Here is an 18869-nt window from a genome sequence, read left to right on the forward strand (position 1 = left end):
GTTCCTCTTCTTGGAGGCGCTGGGCGTCGGCCTGGTTGCCGGTGTCGGGGTCGACGACGGCCAGGATCCGTTTGCCCAGGGCGCGCAGCTCGTGGGGGGTGAACCGGGTGCACCAGGCGACCAGCTGGCCCTCCGCCTTCTCGACCAGGGAGGGATCGACCTCTGCGGGGAGCGCGTCGAGTGCTTCGACGATGACCTTGGCCTGTGCCGGTGAGACCAGTCCCTCGGCCATCGCGGCCGCGACCTGGTGCCAGCGCCGGTCCAGCGCCTCGGCGAGCGCGGTCTCGGCGCGGGCGGTGCGCAGGTCGGTGCGGGTGTGCCCGCAGAGCCAGGAGCCGAGGTCGCGGGCGCCCTCGGTCTCGGCCAGGTCACCCGCAGCCGCCAGGACCCGCAGCTTCAGCTCGACCAGCTGGGCCTGCGCCGAGGCGATCCCCAGCAGCGCCAGCTCCTTCTGTCCGGTGGTCATGAACGTCGGCTGCACATCGCGGACGGCCTTCAGCTCGGCCTCGAGGTTCTCCACGCAGGCCAGCACCGGGTGCGGCTGGTGCTGTGCCGGCTGGTCCATCGCGAGCCTCCTCCAGCGCGCGTAGTCATCTGACGCCGCGCTGCCGAGGGGCCGCTCTGAGGATCTCCCTAGCCGGTAGCACTGGCCCGATTCTCCAGCCTGTGGCGGGGCATCGTGTCCGGACCTGAGAACATTAGATCATGTGTTCGATTGCAGCGCAAGAGGGGATGGCGCCCGATCTTGAGCGCCATCCCCTCTCGCAACAGTCAGCTAGCCGCTTGCGGGTCAGACCCCTCCCCGGCCTCCGCGAACGCGGCTGAAGATGAAGAGGGCCAACGCGACGATGACCAGAATGACGAGGATGGTCCACAACATGGTGAAGCTCCGTTCACTGAAGAGTGGCTCTCCGAGGAGAGGCGGTCGACAACCGCTGGGGGACACCGACTCGTCACCCGTCCATGGGTGATGGTTCCCACTCAGCACAGGTTTCAAACCCTGCCTGCTGAGTGCTGGGAAACGCGCCCGCGGCTGCCGCTCAGGCGGGACCAGGATCCGCCGGGTCGTCCATCGTGAGGGTCAGCGTCGAGTGATAGGCGGCGGACGGGCCGTGGGTCTCCGTCGCTCCGCGGAAGGGCTCCTGCTCCGCCGGCCAGACCTCGACGGCTCGGAAGGCGTAGCCGTCCTGCTCGGCTGGCTCGAACTCCAGCGACACGGCCTCGTCGACCTGCAACTCCCGGTGACCGGGGACGAGGACGGACGAGAAATGTGCCCAGCAACCACCCGGGGTGGCGGGGGAGTCGATCACTCCCCATCCTGCGTCGGGATGCCAGGTGCGAACCACTCCGCTGACGACCATGGCTCGAGTATCGACGGCTCAGCGAGTGATCCGCTCGCGAAGCACGACGACCCCCGGACCCGTCAGGTCGTCGAGGGCGGCGGTCCGTCCCGAGACCGTCATCGCCAGCGCCTCGCTCGGTCCCGCGACCTCCGTGCCGTCGCCCCAGGACCAGTCCTGGTCGGTCGCACGCAGTGCGAGGCCGGGGAGCGTGCGCCGGTCCACGAAGCCAGAAGCCCGGCTCGCGGTGAACCAGTCGAGCACGGCACGCCAGTCGGCGAGGTCGGCGTCGGTGGCCAGGCCCAGCGGGCGCGCGCAGTCGCGGAGGTGGAGGCAGGTGTCGGCCAGCTGGCCCATCGGGCGCGGCACCTTCAGGTCGGCGTGCTCGCGCAGCAGCCCGGTCAGCTCCGCCACCGGGCGCTCGGCGAGTCGGGCGGCGAGGGCTTCGCTGGCGCGATCGATCGAGCCCCTGGCCCGCACGATCTGCACGACGAAGCCGCCGAGGCCGACCGTCACCGGCATGACCAGGTGGCCCAGCACCTCGCGCACGGACCACGCGTCACAGAGGCTGCGGGCGTCGAGCTGGTCCTCCTCGAGACCGTCGAAGAAGTCGGCGAGCAGGCGACGGTTGGCTGCGGTCCTCGAGACGACGTCCATGCGCGCCATGCTCGCACCCGAGCACAGCGGACCGGCCGTGCTAGAACCGCTCGAGCAGCTCGCCGAGGGCGGCGATGTCGCCGGACGAGGTGAACCGGTCGATCAGCACGGCGTCGATGCCGACCGAGGCGGCGCCCTCGCAGTAGGACCGCTGGTCATCGACGAAGACGGTCTCCGACGCCTGTACGCCGAGCGCGTCCAACGCGGTCCGGTAGATCGCCGGCTCCGGCTTGGCGGCACCGACCTCGCAGGAGAGCACGAGCTCGTCCACGAGGTCCGCGAGGCCGAGGGCGATGAGGAGGGGCCGGGTGTTGGACGAGCAGTTGCTGACGAACGCCGTACGCACCCCGGCGGCACGCAGCGACTCCAGGAACGGCACCGCGTCGTCGTGCAGCACGTGCAGGTCGTGGAGCAGCTGCTCGTCGGCTCGCACCAGGGCCGCGAGGGCGTCCTGCTCGATCGGGCTCCCGACCTCGTGGAGCGCGCCGGCCAGGGCGTCCTCGGTGGAGACCCGGCCGTCCATCACCAGGTGCAGCCAGTCGGCGACGAGGACGGCGGCGAACCTCTCCGGGTCGACGCCGGCGTGACGCGCCAGGCCGGCGTTGTGCTGCTCGAAGTCGACGCTCAGCACGGTGTCGAAGACGTCGACCAGGCAGGCGCGGTAGGTCACGGCCGCGACCCTACGTCGGGGCGAGGACACTCCGTCGATCGGGGAACGCGGCACGCACCTCGTCCTCGGTGAGCCCGTAGTCCGCGAGGTCGTAGCGGTGCGAGGGGCGACGCGGGCCGTTCCGCGACTCCTCGTCGAGCCGGCGTACGGCGTCCTGCGCGGCCTGGCTCCACTCCAGCCCGAACGCGTCGTAGATCGCACCCACGGTCCCGACCGGGTCCTGGACGAACGACCGGTAGTCGACGTCGAAGAACTGCGACTGGTCGTAGGCCGGCCGCGCTGTCCAGAAGGCGTCCCACTGCCGGCTCAGGTGGCCGAGCTGGTCGCGGCCGAGCGTCTCGCCGACGAACGTCGTCGAGTGACCGGCCGTCGCCTCCGCCGAGAGCGAGCAGGCGGACGCGACCGAGGTCACCGGGTCGCGCTGGGTCATGACGACGAGCGCATCGGGGTAGGTCGCCATCAGCGCGTCGAGCGCGATCAGGTGCGAGGGGTTCTTCAGCACCCAGCGCTTGTCCTGGTCGTTGAGCCCGATCAGCTGCAGGTTCTGCTTGTGCCGGGCGTAGGCGTCCGACCACTCCTGCTCGGCCAGCCAGGCGGAGTACGTCGGCACGTGCGCGAGCGACTCGAAGCCGAGCGACTTCCCCGTCTGGCGCAGCACCCGCCAGCACTCCTCGGGCTCGGCCGCGTCGGAGTAGTGGATACCCATGAACTCCGGGTTGGAGACATGGTGCTCGCGGAACGCCGCCTGGATGCCCGAGAAGACAGGGTCGGCGTCCCAGGTCTCGCGGGGCGGCCGCGGCTGCGGGAACAGCGTCAGCCACATCTCGAGTCCCTGGTGGCCCGGGTCCGCGCACAGCAGCCGGCTCAGCGCCGTGGTCCCGGTGCGGGGGAGGCCGACCACGAAGATCGGCCGCTCGATCCGCACGTCCGCGTGCTCCGGGAACTCGGCGAACCGCGCCTGGGTCATCAGCCGCGCGACGAGCGCGCTCTTGACCTCCGACCGCATGAAGTAGTTGCCGGCGCCGGTCAGCCCGGCCGCGTCGGAGCCCAGGTCGTCGACGAGGATGCGGAAGGCCTCCTCGTGCGCGGTGCCGCCGAAGTCGCTGAGCCCGGTGGTCCGAACCGCCGCGGCTGCGATGTCGTCGTACGAGCCGACGTCCGGGCGCTCCCGCGGCGCTGTCTCCTCAGCCACCGGTGTGGAACTCTCCGCAGTCGATGTTGAGAAGCTGACCGGTCACCGCGCCGGCCAGGTCGGACGCCAGGAACAGCGCGGCCTGTGCCACCTCCTCGGGCGTCGCCAGTCGCTTGAGGTCCGTGGGCGCGGCCTTCTCGGCGTACACCTCCTCGTGCGTCCGTCCGGACTCCTGGGCGAGCCAGTCGAAGTACGCCTTGTTGACGTCCTCGTAGATGTAGGACGGGGCGACGCTGTTGACCCGGATCCCGCGCGGGCCGAGCTCGGTGGCCAGCGACGAGGACATGTGGGCGAGTGTGCCCTTGGAGAGCTTGTAGCCCGCGAACTCCGGCTGGCTCTGGTAGAGCACGCAGGAGTTGATCATCAGGATCGACCCCTTGGACTCCGCCAGCGCGTCCGCGAAGAGCGCCGAGAGCCGCAGCGGGGCGAAGACGTTGGTCTCCTGCGCGGCCCGCAGGCCGTCGAGGCCGAGCGTGGTGAGCGGATCCATCGGCGGGATGCCGAAGGCGTTGTTGATCAGGCAGTCGACGCGGCCGAACTCCTCCAGTGCCGCCTCGACGAGGTGGGCGCGGGCGCCCTCGTCGGTGATGTCGGTCGGTACGACGAGTGCGCGCCTGCCGTGCTCGCGGACCACGGCGGCCATCTTCTCGAGCCGCTTCTCGGTGCGGCTCGCCAGCACGAGGTCCGCACCCATCAACGATGCCTGCTCGCCGAGCGCGCGGCCGAGGCCGGGGCCGACGCCGGAGAGGACGACGACCTTGTCTTCCAGGAGGGGGATCACCCGCACAGACTAGAACGTGTTCCAGTTCTGGTCGAGTGTTCTCAGGACGGGAGGTGCGGCAGCAGCTCCTCGACCATCCGGTCGAACGCGCCGACCAGGATCGACAGGTGCCCCTCGCCCTCGACGAGGTGGGGGACGACGGCGGGCACGTGGGCGGCCAGCCACTCGCCGTGGTGGAACGGCACCATCAGGTCTTCGGCGCCCTGCCAGAGGTACGTCGGCACCGCGACCCGGTCGAGGTCGAAGCCCCAGTCCTTGGTGAACGCCAGGTCGTCGTCGATCCAGCCGTCGAGCACCTCGACGCCGCCCTGGACGTTGCGGATGATGTCCTCGCCGATCTCGCCCGTCAGTACCGCGCGGTCGACGTCGGGCAGCAGGCTGTCGAGGGTCTGGATGATGCCTGCCGCGTCGGCGTCGATGATGCCCGGGCGCTCGCGCTCGCAGAACGGGCGCAACGCCTCCTCGCCCTGCAGTGCGAGCGTGAACTCCTCGACGTTGTCGGCGCCCATCCCGTCGAGGAAGTCCGCCTCCTGCCCGACGTAGGGCATCACGCAGCACACGGCCAGCGCCGCGAGCACCCGGTCGGGCAGCCCCGCCGCCGTGGCGAGGGCGTGCGGGCCGCCGCCCGACCCGCCGCCGGTGAGGATCTTCGCGGCGCCCAGGTGGTCGGCGATCGCGGCGACGTCGGCGGCGATGTCGGCGACCGCCCGTCCCGGCTTGCGGGTCGACCCGGCGGCACCCGCGCGGGTGTAGGTGACCAGCCGCAGGCCGTGCCCGTGCAGCACGCGCTGGTGGGTGGCCTCCTGGTGGCTGCACCCGGGTGTGCCGTGGTGCCACACGAACGGCACCCCGTCCGCGGGGCCGGAGACCTGCACGTCGAGGACGCGTCCGTCGGGGAGGTCCAGCGCGATCCGGTCGACCGAGTCCGTCATACCGGCGAGCATGGCACGGACCCCGAGCCGGCGTCCGCGATCATGAGGGCCGTGGCCCCTCGTCGCGTCGTCCTCGTCGGTCTCGGCACCATCGCGCGCACGCACCTCGCCGTGCTCGCCCGCCGCGACGACGTCGAGGTGGTCGGGGCCGTCGACCCGCGGGCACCCGCGGACCACTCGTTCCCGGTCTTCCCCGACCTGCCGGCAGCCCTCGCCGCGGACCTGCGGCCGGACCTCGTCGTCGTCGCGACGCCCACCGCGACCCACGCGGACGTCGTCGCCTCGGTCCTGGGCGCGACCGACGCCCGGGTGCTCTGCGAGAAGCCGCTCGTGGCGTCGTACGCCGAGCTGGAGGAGCTCGAGGAGCGCATCGGCAGCGCCCTCGGCCGGGTCGCCGTCGCGCACCACTTCGCGTTCTCGCCCGAGGTCGAGTGGGCGCGCGGGGTCGTCGCAGCCAGGCCCGAGCTCGGCCCGCCGACCCGGATCCTGTCCGTGTTCAACGACGCGTACGGCGACCGGCTCGACGACCGGACCGCGAGCCTGGTCTCGACCTGGGTCGACTCGGGACCCAACCAGCTGAGCCTGCTCGCGGCGTTCACGACCGGCTGGGAGGTCCTCGCCCACGACGACCGCACCCACCGCGCCGTCACGGACCTCCGTCACGAGGGCGGCTCCACGGTCCTGACGTCGAGCTGGCTCGCCGCCGACTCCAGCAAGCAGACGACGGTGGAGCTGGCCGGCGGCGCCGTCCAGGTCCGGATGGACCACACCTCCATGACGGGACTGCTGCTCGAGGACGGCCGGGTCGTCGAGCACGCCGGCTACACCGGCGGCCTCGGGCGCAAGGAGGCCCACTACGCGGGCCTGTACGACGCACTGCTGACCGACGCGGGCGACCCGCGGCTCGGCGTACCTCTCGCCGCCGAGATCGCGCGGGTGCTCGAGGACGCGGCCGGCGCCCACGGCGGCGGTGCGCTCTTCTCGGAGGTCGGGTGGTCGGAATAGCTGTCGGGCTGTCTTGTTGGAGCCTCCTATGACCACCACACCTCGGATCACCCTCAACGACGGAACGACCATCCCCCAGCTCGGGCTCGGTGTCTGGCAGGTACCGGCCGACGAGACCGAGCGGGTCGTCTCCGAAGCGCTGGAGGTCGGCTACCGGCACGTCGACACGGCGCAGATGTACGGCAACGAGGCCGGCGTCGGCGCCGCGATCGCGAGCTCCGGCCTCGCTCGCAGCGACGTCTACGTCACGACGAAGCTCAACAACAACCGGCACGACCGGGCCGACGCCAAGGACTCCCTCAAGGAGTCGCTGGACCGGCTCGGCTTGGACCGCGTCGACCTGTTCCTCATCCACTGGCCGCTCCCGACGAGGTACGGCGGCGACTTCGTGTCCACCTGGGAGGCGTTGCTCGAGCTCCGTGAGGAGGGGCTGACCAGGTCGGTCGGCGTCTCCAACTTCCAGGTCGCCCATCTCGACCGCGTGGTGGAGGCGACCGGAGAGGTGCCGGCGGTGAACCAGGTCGAGGCGCACCCCTACTTCGCCAACGACGAGGTGCGCACCGCGACGGTCCGGCGGGGAGCCCACGTCGAGGCGTGGTCGCCGCTCGGGCAGGGCGGCGGCGAGCTGGACGACCCCGTCGTGACCGCGCTCGCGGAGCGCCACGGCAAGACCCCGGCCCAGGTGCTCCTGCGCTGGGCGCTCGACCGCGGCGACATCGTCTTCCCGAAGTCGATGCGCAAGGAGCGGCTCGCCCAGAACTTCGACGCCCTCGACTTCGGCCTCGACCCCGACGAGGTCGCGTCCCTCGCGGCGCTCGACAAGGGCGAGGCGGGCCGCCAGGGACCGAACCCCGACACCTTCGACTGGATCCCCTGAGCCGGCGCCACGCCGGGTCCCGCTCGCGCTGTGCAAGCATCAGCCGTGGCCCGGCGCAGCTTCGACGACGGCTCCTCAGCCGTACCGCCTGCTCTTCCCGGTGAGGTCGAGCGCGTGGTCGTCGTCGGTGCCGGCATCGCCGGCCTGACGGTGGCCAACGCGCTCACCTCCGCGGGCGTCGACTGCGTCGTCGTGGAGGCCCGCGACCGGATCGGCGGCCGGCTCCACACGGTCGAGGTCGGCGGCCACGTCGCCGACCTGGGAGGGGCGTGGATCCACCACCCGGAGGACGGCAACGTCCTGGCCGGCTGGGTCGACCTCGCGGGCGTGCCTTGGATCGTCGATCCCACGGGGACGCGGTTCACGGGAGCGGACCTCGGCGAGCACCGCCGGTTGAGTGACGCGGAGCTCGAGCACGTGGGCTACGGGGTCTTCGACCCTCTGGGGCAGGCGTTTGCTGCGGAGCTCGCCGCCGGCGGCCGCGACCGGTCGGTGGCCGCGGTGGTCGACGAGTACCTGGCGACCTATGGCCCGGAGGACGGCGAGCGGGAGCGGCTGCGGCAGCTGATGGCGGCTGCGGTGGAGCAGGACGGCGCCGGCCCCCTCGACGGGATCTCGGCGCGCTGGGCGCTGACCGAGGACATGTTCGTCGGCGACGTGGTCGACAACGTGCCGATCGGCGGCTACCGCACCGTGCTCGCCCCCCTCGCGGGTGCGAGCGAGGTCCGGCTGCGTCGTCCCGTGCGGCGGATCACCCAGACCGCGACCGGGGTGCAGGTGGACGGTGACGACTGGTCGGAGTCCGGGTCGCACGTGGTCGTCACGGTGCCGCTGGGAGTGCTCAAGGCCGGAGCCATCGCCTTCTCGCCACCGCTTCCCGCCGAGCGGTCGGAGGTCATCGACCGCACCGGGTTCGGCACCATGGAGAAGGTCTTCCTCGCCTTCGAGGAGCCGTTCTGGCGCGCTGCGGACCCCGGGCTCTCGCACGCCGTGATCTACCCGGCCGACCGCGCCCAGGCGGCGACGTGGACGTGGGACTTCGGCCTGGCTCCCGTGATGATGTTCCTGGTCGCGCACAGCGCGGTGGAGGCCATGCGGCGCGACCCGCGAGCCTGGGCCGTCGAGCAGCTCGAGGCGCTGTACGGCGGACCGCTGCCGGCCGGCCCGGTCGACGTGCGCGCCACGGACTGGGCGCACGACGAGCGCGCTCTCGGTGCCTATGCCCACGTCCGGCCGGGGGAGAGCTCCGCCGACTTCGCGCTCCTCGGGGAGCCGGTCGGGCGGATCGCCTTCGCCGGCGAGCACACGACCGTGGGCCGGGCCGGCTACGCCGACGGCGCGATGGAGACCGGCCTCCGGGAGGCGAAGCGGCTGCTCCGCCGGGGCTCGGTCGAGCTGACCGCTCCGGACGTCGTCAGCTGATCATCCGCCGCGCGACCGCCCGCTGCCGGGCGGTGATGCGGGCGGCGTACTCCTCGTCGCTCAGCGGCTTGGTCTCCGGCAGCCGGCCCGGCACGTCGGCCAGGGGCACGACCTCGACCTGCGGGCCGTCGGCCTCGGTGAGGTCCCGCTCGAGCCGCTGCCAGCGCAGCATCATCGACCCGGTGGGGTGGTGGGTCGTCTCGAGCCAGTTGGCGATCGGCTGACCGTCGTACGGCGCCCGCGAGCTCACGACGAACCGCATCATCCCGTCGGCGTCGCACTCCGCCTGGGCCTTGGTCAGGGACGTCTGGTGCGTCTCGTACTCCGTCGAGGCGTACCAGTCCGACCCGACCTGGATCGCCTGGTAGGAGCAGTCGTCGCAGTGCGGGACGGTGACGATCAGCGCCTGGTCGTCGGTCAGCTCGTAGTGACCGATGGAGGAGAACTGCGAGGAGAGGCCGCCCGGCGTCGCCTTCGGGACGGTCAGGGTGTTGACCGGCTCCTTGTACTGGAAGAACTGCGGGAACGCGAACCAGGTCTGGATCGAGCCGACGAGCGAGCGGGCGGCGACGTCGTACTTCTTCTGGAGCAGCTCGCGGGTCAGCGGCTTCTTCGGCTGCCCAAGGGTGTCGGGGCGCTCGATGGTGATGGTGCCGCGCTCCTCGCGCTCCCAGTCGTTGAAGACCTCGCGCACGATCAGCGTCTTCGCGCCGGGCTCGGCGACGTAGCTGAACTCGAACCGCCCGTCCGGCCCGATGTCGAGCTTCCGGTCGTCGAAGGCCATCAGGCTGGTCGCCGCCGAGTCCGCCGTGTAGGCGCCGCCCATCACCTGGAAGGACAGGTCGGCCGACGTCCCACGGCGACCGCGGACGACGTACTCCACACCCTCGCGGAGGTAGGCGCTGAGGTAGATGGCGTCCGGGTTGTCGAGCCCCTGCCGGGAGAACTGATGGGTCGGGTTGACGAAGAGCGGGTGGTCGAGGTCGTAGTCGAACGCCGTCTGCATCGCCATCCGGATCCGGCCCGACAGGTAGTCGTAGCCCTCGAGCCGGTCCGCCTCGGACTTGATGAACGGCGCGTTGGCGATCAGCTCCTCGGCCTCGGCGATCGCCTCCTGCAGGGCCTTGGTGAGCCCGTAGGACTCGGTCATGAGACCTTCGCGATCACGGTCTCGGCGTACTGCTCGAGGTGCTTGATCTTGGTCTCGAGCGGCTCGGTGTCCGGTCCCTTGATGTAGGGGATCCGGAAGCCGACGATGCAGTCGGTCACGCCCTTGTCCTCGAGCCGCTTGACGCCGTCCGGGGTGTAGGCGTCGTAGGAGATCACGTGCACTTCAAACTCCGAGGAGTCGCGGGTGTCACCTTCTTCTCTCCGGATCTCGGCGAGCCGGACGAGCAGCCGGTCGAGCTCCTCGCCGTCGCCGCCGGCGTGCATCCACCCGTCGCCCTTGCGGACGGCGCGCCGCAGCGCCGCGTCGGAGTGACCGCCGACGAGCAGCGGGATCTGCTCCGTGGGGGCGGGGCACTGCTGCAGCGGCTGGATGTCGAAGAACTCGCCCTGGTAGCCGAAGAACGTCGGCTCCTCGCCGGGCTGGGTGAGCCCGCGCAGGATGTCCATGCACTCGTCCATCCGCTTGCCGCGCTTCTCCCACGGGACGCCGAGCGCCGCGAAGTCCTCGGGCCACGGCGACAGTCCGACGCCGAGCCCGAGCCGGTTGCCGGAGAGGAACGCGAGCGACGAGGCCTGCTTGGCGACGAGCACCGGGGGGCGCACCGGCAGCTTGAGCACGAACGGCGTCAGCCGCAGCGTCGAGGTCACCGCGAACAGGTGCGCGCAGAGGATGAAGGTCTCGATGAACTCCTTGCCGAGCAGGAACTCGCGGTCCCCGGTGTCGGTGTAGGGGTACTTGGAGTCCGACTCCTGGGGGTAGATGAGGCTGTCCGCCACCGTCATCGACGTGTAGCCGGCCGCCTCCGCAGCCTGGGCCAGGGGAGCGTAGTAGGCCGCTTGGGTCATGCCCTCGGCGAAGCTGAACCGCATCTCGTTCTCCGGTCACTGAGGTGCGCTCGTGAGGGACGAGCGAGGGCCTCGAAGTGTAGAACGTGTTCTAGATTTCTGCCAGAGTGGTCCCGTGGACCTCCAGGAGCTCAGCGACCGCGCCGACATCACCGACGCCCTGCACCGCTACACGATCGCCGTCGACACCGGCGAGTGGGACCGGCTGGACCAGGTGTTCACGCCCGACGCGCAGATCGACTACTCCGAGTCCGGCGGACTGGTCGGGGCGTTCCCGGAGGTGAAGGGCTGGCTCGCCGAGAACCTCCCCGCGTTCTCCGCGAAGCGCATGCACACGCTCGGGCAGGTCGTGATCGCGTTCGCCAACACGCGCGACGAGGCCCGCGTGACGGCGTACTTCCACAACCCGATGCTCATCGCCGACGGAAGCGGCGGGGAGCGGCTGGTCGAGGTCGGCGGGCTCTACCACCACACGATGACGCGGACGCGGGACGGCTGGCGCTCGCGCCGGCTGCACGAGCAGGTCGTCTGGACCCGCGGGTTCTGACCGGCGGATCCTGACCGGCGGACGCGGTTTTGTGCGGTGTGGGCCGCTCACCGACAATGGCCGGGTGACCGACGACCAGGAGCGCGACCGCGAGTCCACGCTGCGACCCGTGCTCAACGGGCTGCTCGCGCTGGTCGCCGTCGCGCTCGCCGTCGGCATGGTCCTCGGCGGAGCGGCACTGATCGGGACGCAGGCCCTCGGCCTCTCGGGCGGCGACGACGGCTCGAGCGGGGACTCCCTGGAGGGCGAGTCGCTCTACCTGCCGCCGTTCCACAAGACCTCCGAGGGCGGCCCGGCCATCACCCTCGACACCCAGGGCTCCGACCGGGCGGGGAACGGCGGTCCGACCCAGCCCACCGACGAGCCGAGCGACAGCAAGTCGCCGAAGAGCGGCCAGATCTCGCTGCAGACCGTGGAGACCTCGGTCGGCAACTTCGAGCACATCGACCTGACCGGCGTCTACCCGGGCGGCGAGGGCGCGATCCTGCAGGTGCAGCGCTTCGAGAACGGCGCCTGGGCCGACTTCGAGGCGACCATCCCGGTCAGCAACGAGACCTTCTCGACCTACATCCAGACCGGCGTCGCCGGACTGAACCGGTTCCGCGTGATCGACAACGCGACCGGAGTCTCCTCCAACGAGGTGCGCGTCCGGGTCGAGTGACCCGTGGAAATACCTCCGCGTCGTCGGGAACAACCCCGGGTCGCGGGCGGTTGGCTGCTGTGTAAGACTTGAGTCGAAGCGACTCAACTAATCTGCTCCGGCGCCGCTGCGGCTGCCGGGTCCAGCATCGGGAGGAACACAACATGGCACGAGCTGTCGGCATCGACCTCGGTACGACGAACAGCGTCGTCGCGGTCCTCGAGGGCGGCGAGCCCACGGTCATCGCCAACGCGGAGGGTGCACGGACCACGCCGTCCGTGGTCGCCTTCGCCAAGAGCGGTGAGGTGCTCGTCGGCGAGGTCGCCAAGCGTCAGGCGGTCACCAACGTCGACCGCACCATCCGGTCGGTCAAGCGCCACATGGGCACCGACTGGGACGTCAAGATCGACGACAAGAGCTTCACCCCCCAGCAGATCAGCGCCTTCATCCTGCAGAAGCTGAAGCGGGACGCGGAGGCCTACCTCGGGGAGACCGTCACCAACGCGGTCATCACCGTCCCGGCGTACTTCTCCGACGCCCAGCGCCAGGCCACCAAGGAGGCCGGCGAGATCGCGGGCCTCACGGTCGACCGGATCGTCAACGAGCCGACCGCGGCCGCGCTGGCCTACGGCCTGGACAAGGGCGACGACCAGACCATCCTGGTCTTCGACCTCGGTGGCGGCACGTTCGACGTGTCACTGCTCGAGATCGGCGAGGGCGTCGTCGAGGTGAAGGCCACCAGCGGTGACAACCACCTCGGCGGTGACGACTGGGACAACCGCGTCGTCGAGTGGATGATCAAGAAGTTCAAGGACAACAACGGCGTCGACCTCGGCGCGGACAAGATCGCCAAGCAGCGCCTCCAGGAGGCCGCGGAGAAGGCGAAGATCGAGCTCTCCTCCTCGAGCGAGACGCACATCAACCTGCCCTACATCACCCACGGTGAGAACGGCCCGCTGCACTTCGAGGAGCGGCTCACCCGCTCGGAGTTCCAGCGGATGACCGCCGACCTGCTCGACCGCACCAAGAAGCCGTTCGAGTCGGTCCTCAAGGACGGTGGGGTCAGCGTCGCCAACATCGACCACGTCGTGCTCGTCGGTGGCTCCACCCGGATGCCCGCCGTGACCGACCTGGTCAAGGAGCTGCTCGGCGGCAAGGAGCCCAACAAGGGCGTGAACCCCGACGAGGTCGTCGCCGTCGGCGCCTCGCTCCAGGCCGGCGTGCTCGCCGGTGAGGTCAAGGACGTGCTGCTTCTCGACGTGACGCCGCTGAGCCTCGGCATCGAGACCAAGGGCGGCGTGATGACCACGCTGATCGAGCGCAACACCACGATCCCGACCAAGCGGAGCGAGATCTTCACGACCGCCGACGACAACCAGCCGTCGGTCGAGATCAAGGTCGCGCAGGGCGAGCGCCAGATGTGGGCGCAGAACCAGCCGCTCGGCAACTTCGAGCTGACCGGCCTCCCGCCGGCCCCGCGCGGCGTGCCGAAGATCGAGGTCACCTTCGACATCGACGCCAACGGCATCGTCCACGTGTCGGCGAAGGACCAGGCGTCCGGCCGCGAGCAGTCGATGACGATCTCGGGCGGCAGCGCGCTGTCCAAGGACGACATCGACCGGATGGTCAAGGAGGCGGAGCAGTACGCCGCCGAGGACGCCGCCCGTCGCGAGGTCGTCGAGGTGCGCAACCAGGGCGACCAGCTCGTCTACACGACCGAGAAGTTCCTCGCGGACAACGGCGACAAGATCCCGGAGGACGTGAAGACCGAGGTCACCGCCGACGTCGAGGCGCTCAAGAAGGTCCTCGAGAACGCGGAGTCCGACAAGGACGAGCTCACGGCCGCGATCACCAAGCTGGGTGAGTCCAGCCAGAAGATGGGCGCCGCGATGTACGCCGCCGCCGACGCGGACGCCGCGGCGGCCGGGGGTAGCACCGGTGCCACGGGTGAGTCCGACGAGGACGTCGTCGAGGCCGAGATCGTGGACGACGAGGACGCGGCGCCGGGCGAGGACAAGTGACCGAGCGCCGGCCCGAGGAGACGACAGAGGCGCGACCGGCCGAGCCGTCGGGGCCCTCCGGGGCCGAGGACGTCGTCATGCAGTCGTCCCGGGACTTCGACCCGCCCTCCGCTCCGGCGGAGGGCGGGCCCGAGGCCCCAGCTGCCGAGGACGAGGCGGCGATGGACGACGAGCTGGCCGGCGCGCAGCAGGCGGTCGGCGCGCTGACCGCCGACCTGCAGCGGCTCCAGGCCGAGTACGTCAACTACAAGCGCCGGGTCGAGCGGGATCGTGAGCTCGTACGCCAGAACGCGACCTACGCCGCGCTCGCGCCGATCATCGAGGTGCTCGACACCATCGACCGGGCGCGGGAGCATGAGCCGCTCGAAGGCGGCTTCAAGGCGGTCGCCGAGCAGCTCGAGCGGATCGTCACCGGGCTCGGCCTGGTGAAGTTCGGCGAGCCCGGCGACCCGTTCGACCCGACCGTCCACGAGGCGCTGTCGCACATCGGCACCGACGCCGAGGTCGAGGTGACCACCTGCAAGGTCGTCGCCAAGGCCGGCTACAAGATCGGTGACCGCGTGGTGCGTGCGGCTCAGGTGCTGGTGGTCGATCCCGAGGAGAAGTGAGGCGATGAAGGACAGGGAGGAGGTGAGCTGGCATGGCTGACCCTGGCAGTGATGGGGGCGGCATCCGCGCGGACTGGGCGACGAAGGACTTCTACAAGGAGCTCGGCGTCGCGAAGACGGCGACGGCGGACGAGATCAAGAAGGCCTACCGCAAGCTCGCGCGCGCCAACCACCCCGACTCCCACCCCGACGACAAGGCCAAGCACGACAAGTTCAAGGCCGTCGCCGAGGCCTACGACGTCATCGGCGACCCCGAGAAGCGGAAGAAGTACGACGAGGCGCGCCGGCTGTTCGCGAGCGGCGGGTTCCCGGCGGGCGGCTTCGGTGGCGGTGGCGGCGCGGGGTTCGACGTCGACGACCTGCTGCGCCAGCAGCACTCCGGAGGCGGCGGAGGCTTCGGCGACCTGTTCGGCGACCTGTTCGGCGGCGGCTTCGGCCGCCGCCAGCAACGGGCCGCCCGTGGCGCCGACCTCGAGACCACGGCGACCATCGGCTTCGCCGAGGCGCTCGAGGGCGTCACGGTCAGCCTCCGGATCGCCGCGGAGGGCGCCTGCCCGACCTGCGCCGGAACGGGCGGCAAGCCCGGCACCACGCCGCACCGCTGCCCGACCTGCGACGGCACCGGGTTCGTGGTCGCCTCCGTCGGCGGCGCGTTCTCGATGAACGAGACGTGCCCCGGCTGCGGCGGCCGGCAACTGGTCTACGACGACCCGTGCCCGACGTGTCACGGCACCGGCCGCGGCAGCTCGGTGCGCACCATCCAGGCCAAGATCCCCGCGGGCGTCAAGGACGGCCAGCGGATCAGGCTGCGCGGCAAGGGTGCGCCCGGCGAGCGGGGCGGCCCGGCGGGCGACCTGTTCGTCACCGTGAAGGTCACCGGCCACCGGATCTTCGGCCGCAAGGGCGACGACCTGACGCTCGAGGTGCCGATCTCGTTCACCGAGGCGGCGCTCGGCGCCGAGGTCAAGGTCCCGACCCTCGGGGGCGCGCCGGTGACGCTGAAGGTCCCGGCGGGCACGCCCAACGGCCGCACGTTCCGGATCCGCGGCCGTGGCGCCCGGAAGAAGGACGGCAGCCACGGCGACCTGCTCGCCACGGTCGAGGTCCAAGTCCCCGCGACGCTCAGCGACGAGGCCCGGCAGGCGCTCCAGGCCTACGCCGCCGCGACGGGGTCGACCCCGCTGCGCGCCAACCTGTTCCCGGACGGTGAGTGAGATGGCGACGCGACGTACCCCCGGCCCGGAGACCCCGCCGCCGGACGCCGCCGTCTTCGTGATCAGCGTCGCCGCCGAGCTCAGCGGGCTGCACCCGCAGACGCTGCGCACCTACGAGCGGATGGGGCTGATCACGCCCGGCCGTACGGCGGGCGGCGGGCGGCGCTACTCCTTCCTCGACATCGAGCGGTTGCGCGAGATCGCGCAGCTGACCTCGTCCGGCATCGGGATCGAGGGCGTGCGCCGCATCCTCGACCTCGAGAACACCGTCGCCGCGCTGCGGGCCCGCAACGCCGAGCTGAGCGCGGAGCTGGAGGCGGCGCTCGAGGCGCTGCGCCAGGCGGTCGGCGCGCGGCAGGAGCGCTCGGGCAACCTCCCGGTGCTCCGCCAGTCGCAGCCGGGGCAGTCGGTCGTCGTCTGGCGCCGGCCCCGCTAGCGCCGCTCGCCGCAGCGTCCGCAGCCCGGATGTCTGTGCCGGTTGTCACGAGAACCACTAGCCTCAAGGCTTCCAGGGCCATGGGGCGGCCTGATCACCGGCGAGGGGTGCGCGTGGACGCAGTGATGGACTGGCTGTCCGACTGGGCCGCCGGCGTCAACTGGTTCGAGTTCGTGTCGATCCCGTTCTTCACCGGGATCATCGGCTGGCTGATCAATTGGTCCGGGCTCTGGATGCTCTTCAGCCCGGTGAAGTTCTACGGCTTCAAGGTGCCGGGCCTGCGCGAGATCGCGACGGTCATCCCGCGCAAGCTGCAGGAGGTCCCGGGCATCCCGGACGGCGGCATCGGCTGGCAGGGCATCGTGCCCGCCCGGGCCGCGAAGATGGGCAGCATCGCGGTCGACAAGGTGATCGCCAAGCTCGGCACGCCGGCGGAGTTCTACGCCCAGCTGGAGCCCGAGGAGATCGCGGCCCACATCGTCCGCGTCTTCGAGCCCGACCTGCCGCAGATGGTGGACGAGATCCTCTCCCGCGAGCACCCGCGCATGTGGCGCGACCTGCCCGCGCCGCTCAAGCAGGGCGTCATCAACCGGGTCCAGGCGCAGCTGCCGAACGTCGTCACCACGATCACCGACGAGATCGGCGTGCACATCAACCAGCTGCTCGACCCGAAGATCATGGTGATCGACCACTTCCGGAAGAACCCCGCGCTCGTGGTCCGCGTCTTCCGCGACGTCGGCCAGCGCGAGCTGAACCTGATGGTCGCGTTCGGCTTCATCTTCGGCTTCCTGCTCGGGATCCCGGTCGCGATCGTCGACCAGACCTGGCACCTCGCGTGGCTGCTGCCGATCATGGGCGTGATCGTCGGGTGGACCACCAACGCGCTCGGCATGTGGCTGATCTTCGAGCCGCCGGAGCCCCGGCGGATCCTCGGCATCAAGGTGCAGGGCCTGTTCCTGCGCCGCCAGGCCGAGTGCGCCGAGGTCTACGCCGGGATCATCGCCGACGACGTGATCACGCTCGAGCGGATCGGCGACTTCCTGATGGACGGCCCGCGCGGCGACCGCACCCGGCACATGATCGCCACCGCGATGAAGCCCGCGATCGACAAGGCCGCCGGTCCGCTGCGCGGCGCGGCGCGGGTGGTCGTGGGCGCGGAGAAGTTCGACAACATCCGCGAGTCCTTCGCGCGGGAGGCGGTGGGCCGCACGATCACCCCGTTCCGCGACCCCGAGTTCAGCCGGCGCCAGTCGGCGAAGATCCGTGTGCTGATCGCCCGCCGTACCAAGGAGCTACCGCCTCGGGACTTCGTGGAGATGATGCGGTCCGCCATCAAGGAGGACGAGTGGATGCTCTACGCTCACGGCGCGATCATGGGGGCGGCGGGCGGCTTCATCCACCTCGGCTTCTTCACCTGGGGCTGGATCCCCGGGTTCCCGCCCGGATGATGGAGGGCACTGATGACTGACGATCTCGACAGGGACGGGCTGCCCCGGCTGCCGGCCGTGGCGGTCAACGGGACCGTGGTCGAGTCGCTCCCGGGCCTCGCGCGGGTCGCAGCGGTCGCCGCGGTGAACACCACCGGCTGGGGACTGCGCGCGACCGCCCGCAACTGGCGCCGGGTCGGTCGTGCCGCCACCAACCGCGCCGAGGCGGCCGAGCTGATCCGCGAGGTCGGGGCCGTCGTCAACGCGGTCGGCGACATCGCGCGGCAGGTGGCGGACGGCGTACCGGTGGGCACGGTCCTGCTCAGGGCCGGCGAGTCGCTCGGCGGGGCGCCCGAGCGGCCGCGTGCCGAGGCCGTCGGCGAGGTGATCTCCACCCGCCAGACCAGCCTCCGCGAGCGCGGGCACGAGCTCCTGGAGCGGTCCCGCGACGTGTGGGCGACCGACAACCGGCACCCTGCCTTCGACCGGATCCTCGACGAGCTCGCGCCGGACGAGGCGCGGATCCTGGTGATGCTGCTCAAGGACGGCCCGCAGCCCAGCGTGGACATCCGCACCGGCGGGCCGATCGGCATGGTGAGCAGCCAGCTGATCGCCCCGGGCCTCAACATGGTCGGGGCGCGAGCCGGGCTGCGCTACCTGGACCAGGTGCCGTCCTACCTCAACAACCTGTTCCGGCTCGGCCTGGTCTGGTTCTCGCGGGAGCCGCTGCGCGAGCACATGGAGTACCAGGTGCTCGAGGCGCAGCCGGACGTGCTCAAGGCGCTGCACTCGGTGAAGTTCACCAAGGTCGTCCGCAGATCCATCCACCTCACGCCGTTCGGCGAGGAGTTCGTGAAGGACGCCCTGGTCGACGAGCGGACCGCTGCCAGCACCGACCTGCCGGAGCACGAGACGCCGCCGGACCTGGATGTCGACTGAGTGAGCGCCAGCGCCGCGCGAGGTCGAAAATCTCAGAGTTGAGTGGAACAGACTCAACTTTGGATGAGTTGTGATCTATGACGTCCGACCCTGGCAATCCCGGGACGGGCACGACACGATCAGAGCAACTCACGTCCAGGAGCCC

At 70.9% G+C, this 18869-nt stretch carries 20 protein-coding genes; 11 read left to right on the forward strand and 9 right to left on the reverse strand.

Going from position 1 to position 18869, the window contains the following annotated elements; translation table 11 throughout:
* From ABD709_RS15270 to ABD709_RS15300, 7 genes are all read right to left on the reverse strand, one after another.
* Positions 1-565: DUF222 domain-containing protein (locus ABD709_RS15270; RefSeq protein ID WP_344776922.1), on the reverse strand; the 565-nt coding region annotated here is incomplete at its 3' end.
* 475 nt (positions 566-1040) lie between these two features.
* A complete protein-coding gene (locus ABD709_RS15275) occupies positions 1041-1310 on the reverse strand; it encodes a hypothetical protein (RefSeq protein WP_344776924.1) in 270 nt (89 codons plus the stop codon).
* Between the two features lie 69 nt (positions 1311-1379).
* Positions 1380-1997: a maleylpyruvate isomerase family mycothiol-dependent enzyme gene (locus ABD709_RS15280; protein WP_344776926.1), complete on the reverse strand. Its 618-nt coding sequence runs from the start codon at positions 1995-1997 to the stop codon at positions 1380-1382.
* A 40-nt stretch (positions 1998-2037) separates the two neighbouring features.
* The gene (locus ABD709_RS15285) at positions 2038-2667 is read right to left on the reverse strand and encodes an HAD family hydrolase (protein ID WP_344776928.1); all 630 of its coding nucleotides are present in this window, start codon (positions 2665-2667) and stop codon (positions 2038-2040) included.
* Positions 2668-2677: 10 nt separating this feature from the next.
* Positions 2678-3859 (reverse strand): sulfotransferase family protein, encoded by a 1182-nt coding sequence (locus tag ABD709_RS15290; RefSeq protein WP_344776930.1) that lies wholly within the window; start codon positions 3857-3859, stop codon positions 2678-2680.
* Positions 3852-4640, reverse strand: a complete 789-nt coding sequence (locus tag ABD709_RS15295) for an SDR family oxidoreductase (protein ID WP_344776931.1) — start codon at positions 4638-4640, stop codon at positions 3852-3854. Before ABD709_RS15295 ends, ABD709_RS15290 begins: the two co-directional genes overlap by 8 nt.
* A gap of 41 nt (positions 4641-4681) precedes the next feature.
* On the reverse strand, positions 4682-5572 hold the full coding sequence (locus tag ABD709_RS15300; protein WP_344776933.1) for an alpha/beta hydrolase: 891 nt from the start codon (positions 5570-5572) through the stop codon (positions 4682-4684).
* A 51-nt stretch (positions 5573-5623) separates the two neighbouring features.
* On the opposite strand from ABD709_RS15300, the gene ABD709_RS15305 reads away from it, so the two are divergent.
* From ABD709_RS15305 to ABD709_RS15315, 3 genes are read left to right on the forward strand one after another with little or no spacing between them, the layout of a single operon-like run.
* Positions 5624-6577 carry a Gfo/Idh/MocA family protein gene (locus tag ABD709_RS15305; protein WP_344776935.1) on the forward strand — a complete coding sequence of 318 codons (954 nt, stop codon included), beginning with the start codon at positions 5624-5626 and terminating at the stop codon, positions 6575-6577.
* 28 nt (positions 6578-6605) lie between these two features.
* Positions 6606-7454: an aldo/keto reductase gene (locus ABD709_RS15310; RefSeq protein ID WP_344776937.1), complete on the forward strand. Its 849-nt coding sequence runs from the start codon at positions 6606-6608 to the stop codon at positions 7452-7454.
* A gap of 45 nt (positions 7455-7499) precedes the next feature.
* Positions 7500-8876: a flavin monoamine oxidase family protein gene (locus ABD709_RS15315; protein ID WP_344776939.1), complete on the forward strand. Its 1377-nt coding sequence runs from the start codon at positions 7500-7502 to the stop codon at positions 8874-8876.
* Here the strand turns inward: ABD709_RS15315 and ABD709_RS15320 are convergent.
* The gene (locus tag ABD709_RS15320; RefSeq protein WP_344776941.1) at positions 8869-10026 is read right to left on the reverse strand and encodes a hypothetical protein; all 1158 of its coding nucleotides are present in this window, start codon (positions 10024-10026) and stop codon (positions 8869-8871) included. The genes ABD709_RS15315 and ABD709_RS15320 overlap by 8 nt on opposite strands.
* Complete coding sequence (locus ABD709_RS15325) at positions 10023-10916, reverse strand: TIGR03619 family F420-dependent LLM class oxidoreductase (RefSeq protein WP_344776943.1); 894 nt, start codon at positions 10914-10916, stop codon at positions 10023-10025. Before ABD709_RS15325 ends, ABD709_RS15320 begins: the two co-directional genes overlap by 4 nt.
* Before the next feature lie 91 nt (positions 10917-11007).
* Between ABD709_RS15325 and ABD709_RS15330 the strand changes: the two genes are divergently transcribed.
* From ABD709_RS15330 to ABD709_RS15365, 8 genes are all read left to right on the forward strand, one after another.
* Complete coding sequence (locus ABD709_RS15330) at positions 11008-11439, forward strand: nuclear transport factor 2 family protein (protein WP_344776945.1); 432 nt, start codon at positions 11008-11010, stop codon at positions 11437-11439.
* 64 nt (positions 11440-11503) lie between these two features.
* Positions 11504-12100: a hypothetical protein gene (locus ABD709_RS15335; RefSeq protein WP_344776947.1), complete on the forward strand. Its 597-nt coding sequence runs from the start codon at positions 11504-11506 to the stop codon at positions 12098-12100.
* Between the two features lie 143 nt (positions 12101-12243).
* Positions 12244-14100, forward strand: coding sequence for a molecular chaperone DnaK (gene dnaK / locus ABD709_RS15340; protein ID WP_344776949.1), 1857 nt, complete (start codon positions 12244-12246; stop codon positions 14098-14100).
* On the forward strand, positions 14097-14708 hold the full coding sequence (gene grpE, locus ABD709_RS15345; RefSeq protein ID WP_344776951.1) for a nucleotide exchange factor GrpE: 612 nt from the start codon (positions 14097-14099) through the stop codon (positions 14706-14708). The genes dnaK and grpE overlap by 4 nt, the downstream gene beginning before the upstream one ends.
* Positions 14709-14740: 32 nt before the next feature.
* A complete protein-coding gene (dnaJ, locus tag ABD709_RS15350; protein WP_344776953.1) occupies positions 14741-15922 on the forward strand; it encodes a molecular chaperone DnaJ in 1182 nt (393 codons plus the stop codon).
* A 1-nt stretch (position 15923) separates the two neighbouring features.
* Entirely contained in the window at positions 15924-16358 is a 435-nt protein-coding gene (locus tag ABD709_RS15355) for a heat shock protein transcriptional repressor HspR (RefSeq protein WP_344776955.1), read from the forward strand.
* A 113-nt stretch (positions 16359-16471) separates the two neighbouring features.
* Positions 16472-17806 (forward strand): DUF445 domain-containing protein, encoded by a 1335-nt coding sequence (locus ABD709_RS15360; protein ID WP_344776957.1) that lies wholly within the window; start codon positions 16472-16474, stop codon positions 17804-17806.
* Between the two features lie 12 nt (positions 17807-17818).
* Positions 17819-18724, forward strand: a complete 906-nt coding sequence (locus ABD709_RS15365; protein WP_344776959.1) for an Abi-alpha family protein — start codon at positions 17819-17821, stop codon at positions 18722-18724.
* Positions 18725-18869 lie beyond the last annotated feature (145 nt).

Origin of the sequence: Nocardioides panacisoli (assembly GCF_039537325.1) — a bacterium.
Lineage (GTDB): Bacteria > Actinomycetota > Actinomycetes > Propionibacteriales > Nocardioidaceae > Nocardioides > Nocardioides panacisoli.

What these genes read in the sequence shown, in the direction of transcription:
- ABD709_RS15280 (WP_344776926.1), bottom strand. Translation starts at nt 1,997, where the DNA reads ATGGACGTCGTCTCGAGGACCGCAGCCAACCGTCGCCTGCTCGCCGAC.
- ABD709_RS15300 (WP_344776933.1), bottom strand. Translation starts at nt 5,572, where the DNA reads ATGACGGACTCGGTCGACCGGATCGCGCTGGACCTCCCCGACGGACGC.
- ABD709_RS15310 (WP_344776937.1), top strand. Translation starts at nt 6,606, where the DNA reads ATGACCACCACACCTCGGATCACCCTCAACGACGGAACGACCATCCCC.
- ABD709_RS15320 (WP_344776941.1), bottom strand. Translation starts at nt 10,026, where the DNA reads ATGACCGAGTCCTACGGGCTCACCAAGGCCCTGCAGGAGGCGATCGCC.
- ABD709_RS15325 (WP_344776943.1), bottom strand. Translation starts at nt 10,916, where the DNA reads ATGCGGTTCAGCTTCGCCGAGGGCATGACCCAAGCGGCCTACTACGCT.
- dnaK (WP_344776949.1), top strand. Translation starts at nt 12,244, where the DNA reads ATGGCACGAGCTGTCGGCATCGACCTCGGTACGACGAACAGCGTCGTC.
- dnaJ (WP_344776953.1), top strand. Translation starts at nt 14,741, where the DNA reads ATGGCTGACCCTGGCAGTGATGGGGGCGGCATCCGCGCGGACTGGGCG.
- ABD709_RS15355 (WP_344776955.1), top strand. Translation starts at nt 15,924, where the DNA reads ATGGCGACGCGACGTACCCCCGGCCCGGAGACCCCGCCGCCGGACGCC.
- ABD709_RS15365 (WP_344776959.1), top strand. Translation starts at nt 17,819, where the DNA reads ATGACTGACGATCTCGACAGGGACGGGCTGCCCCGGCTGCCGGCCGTG.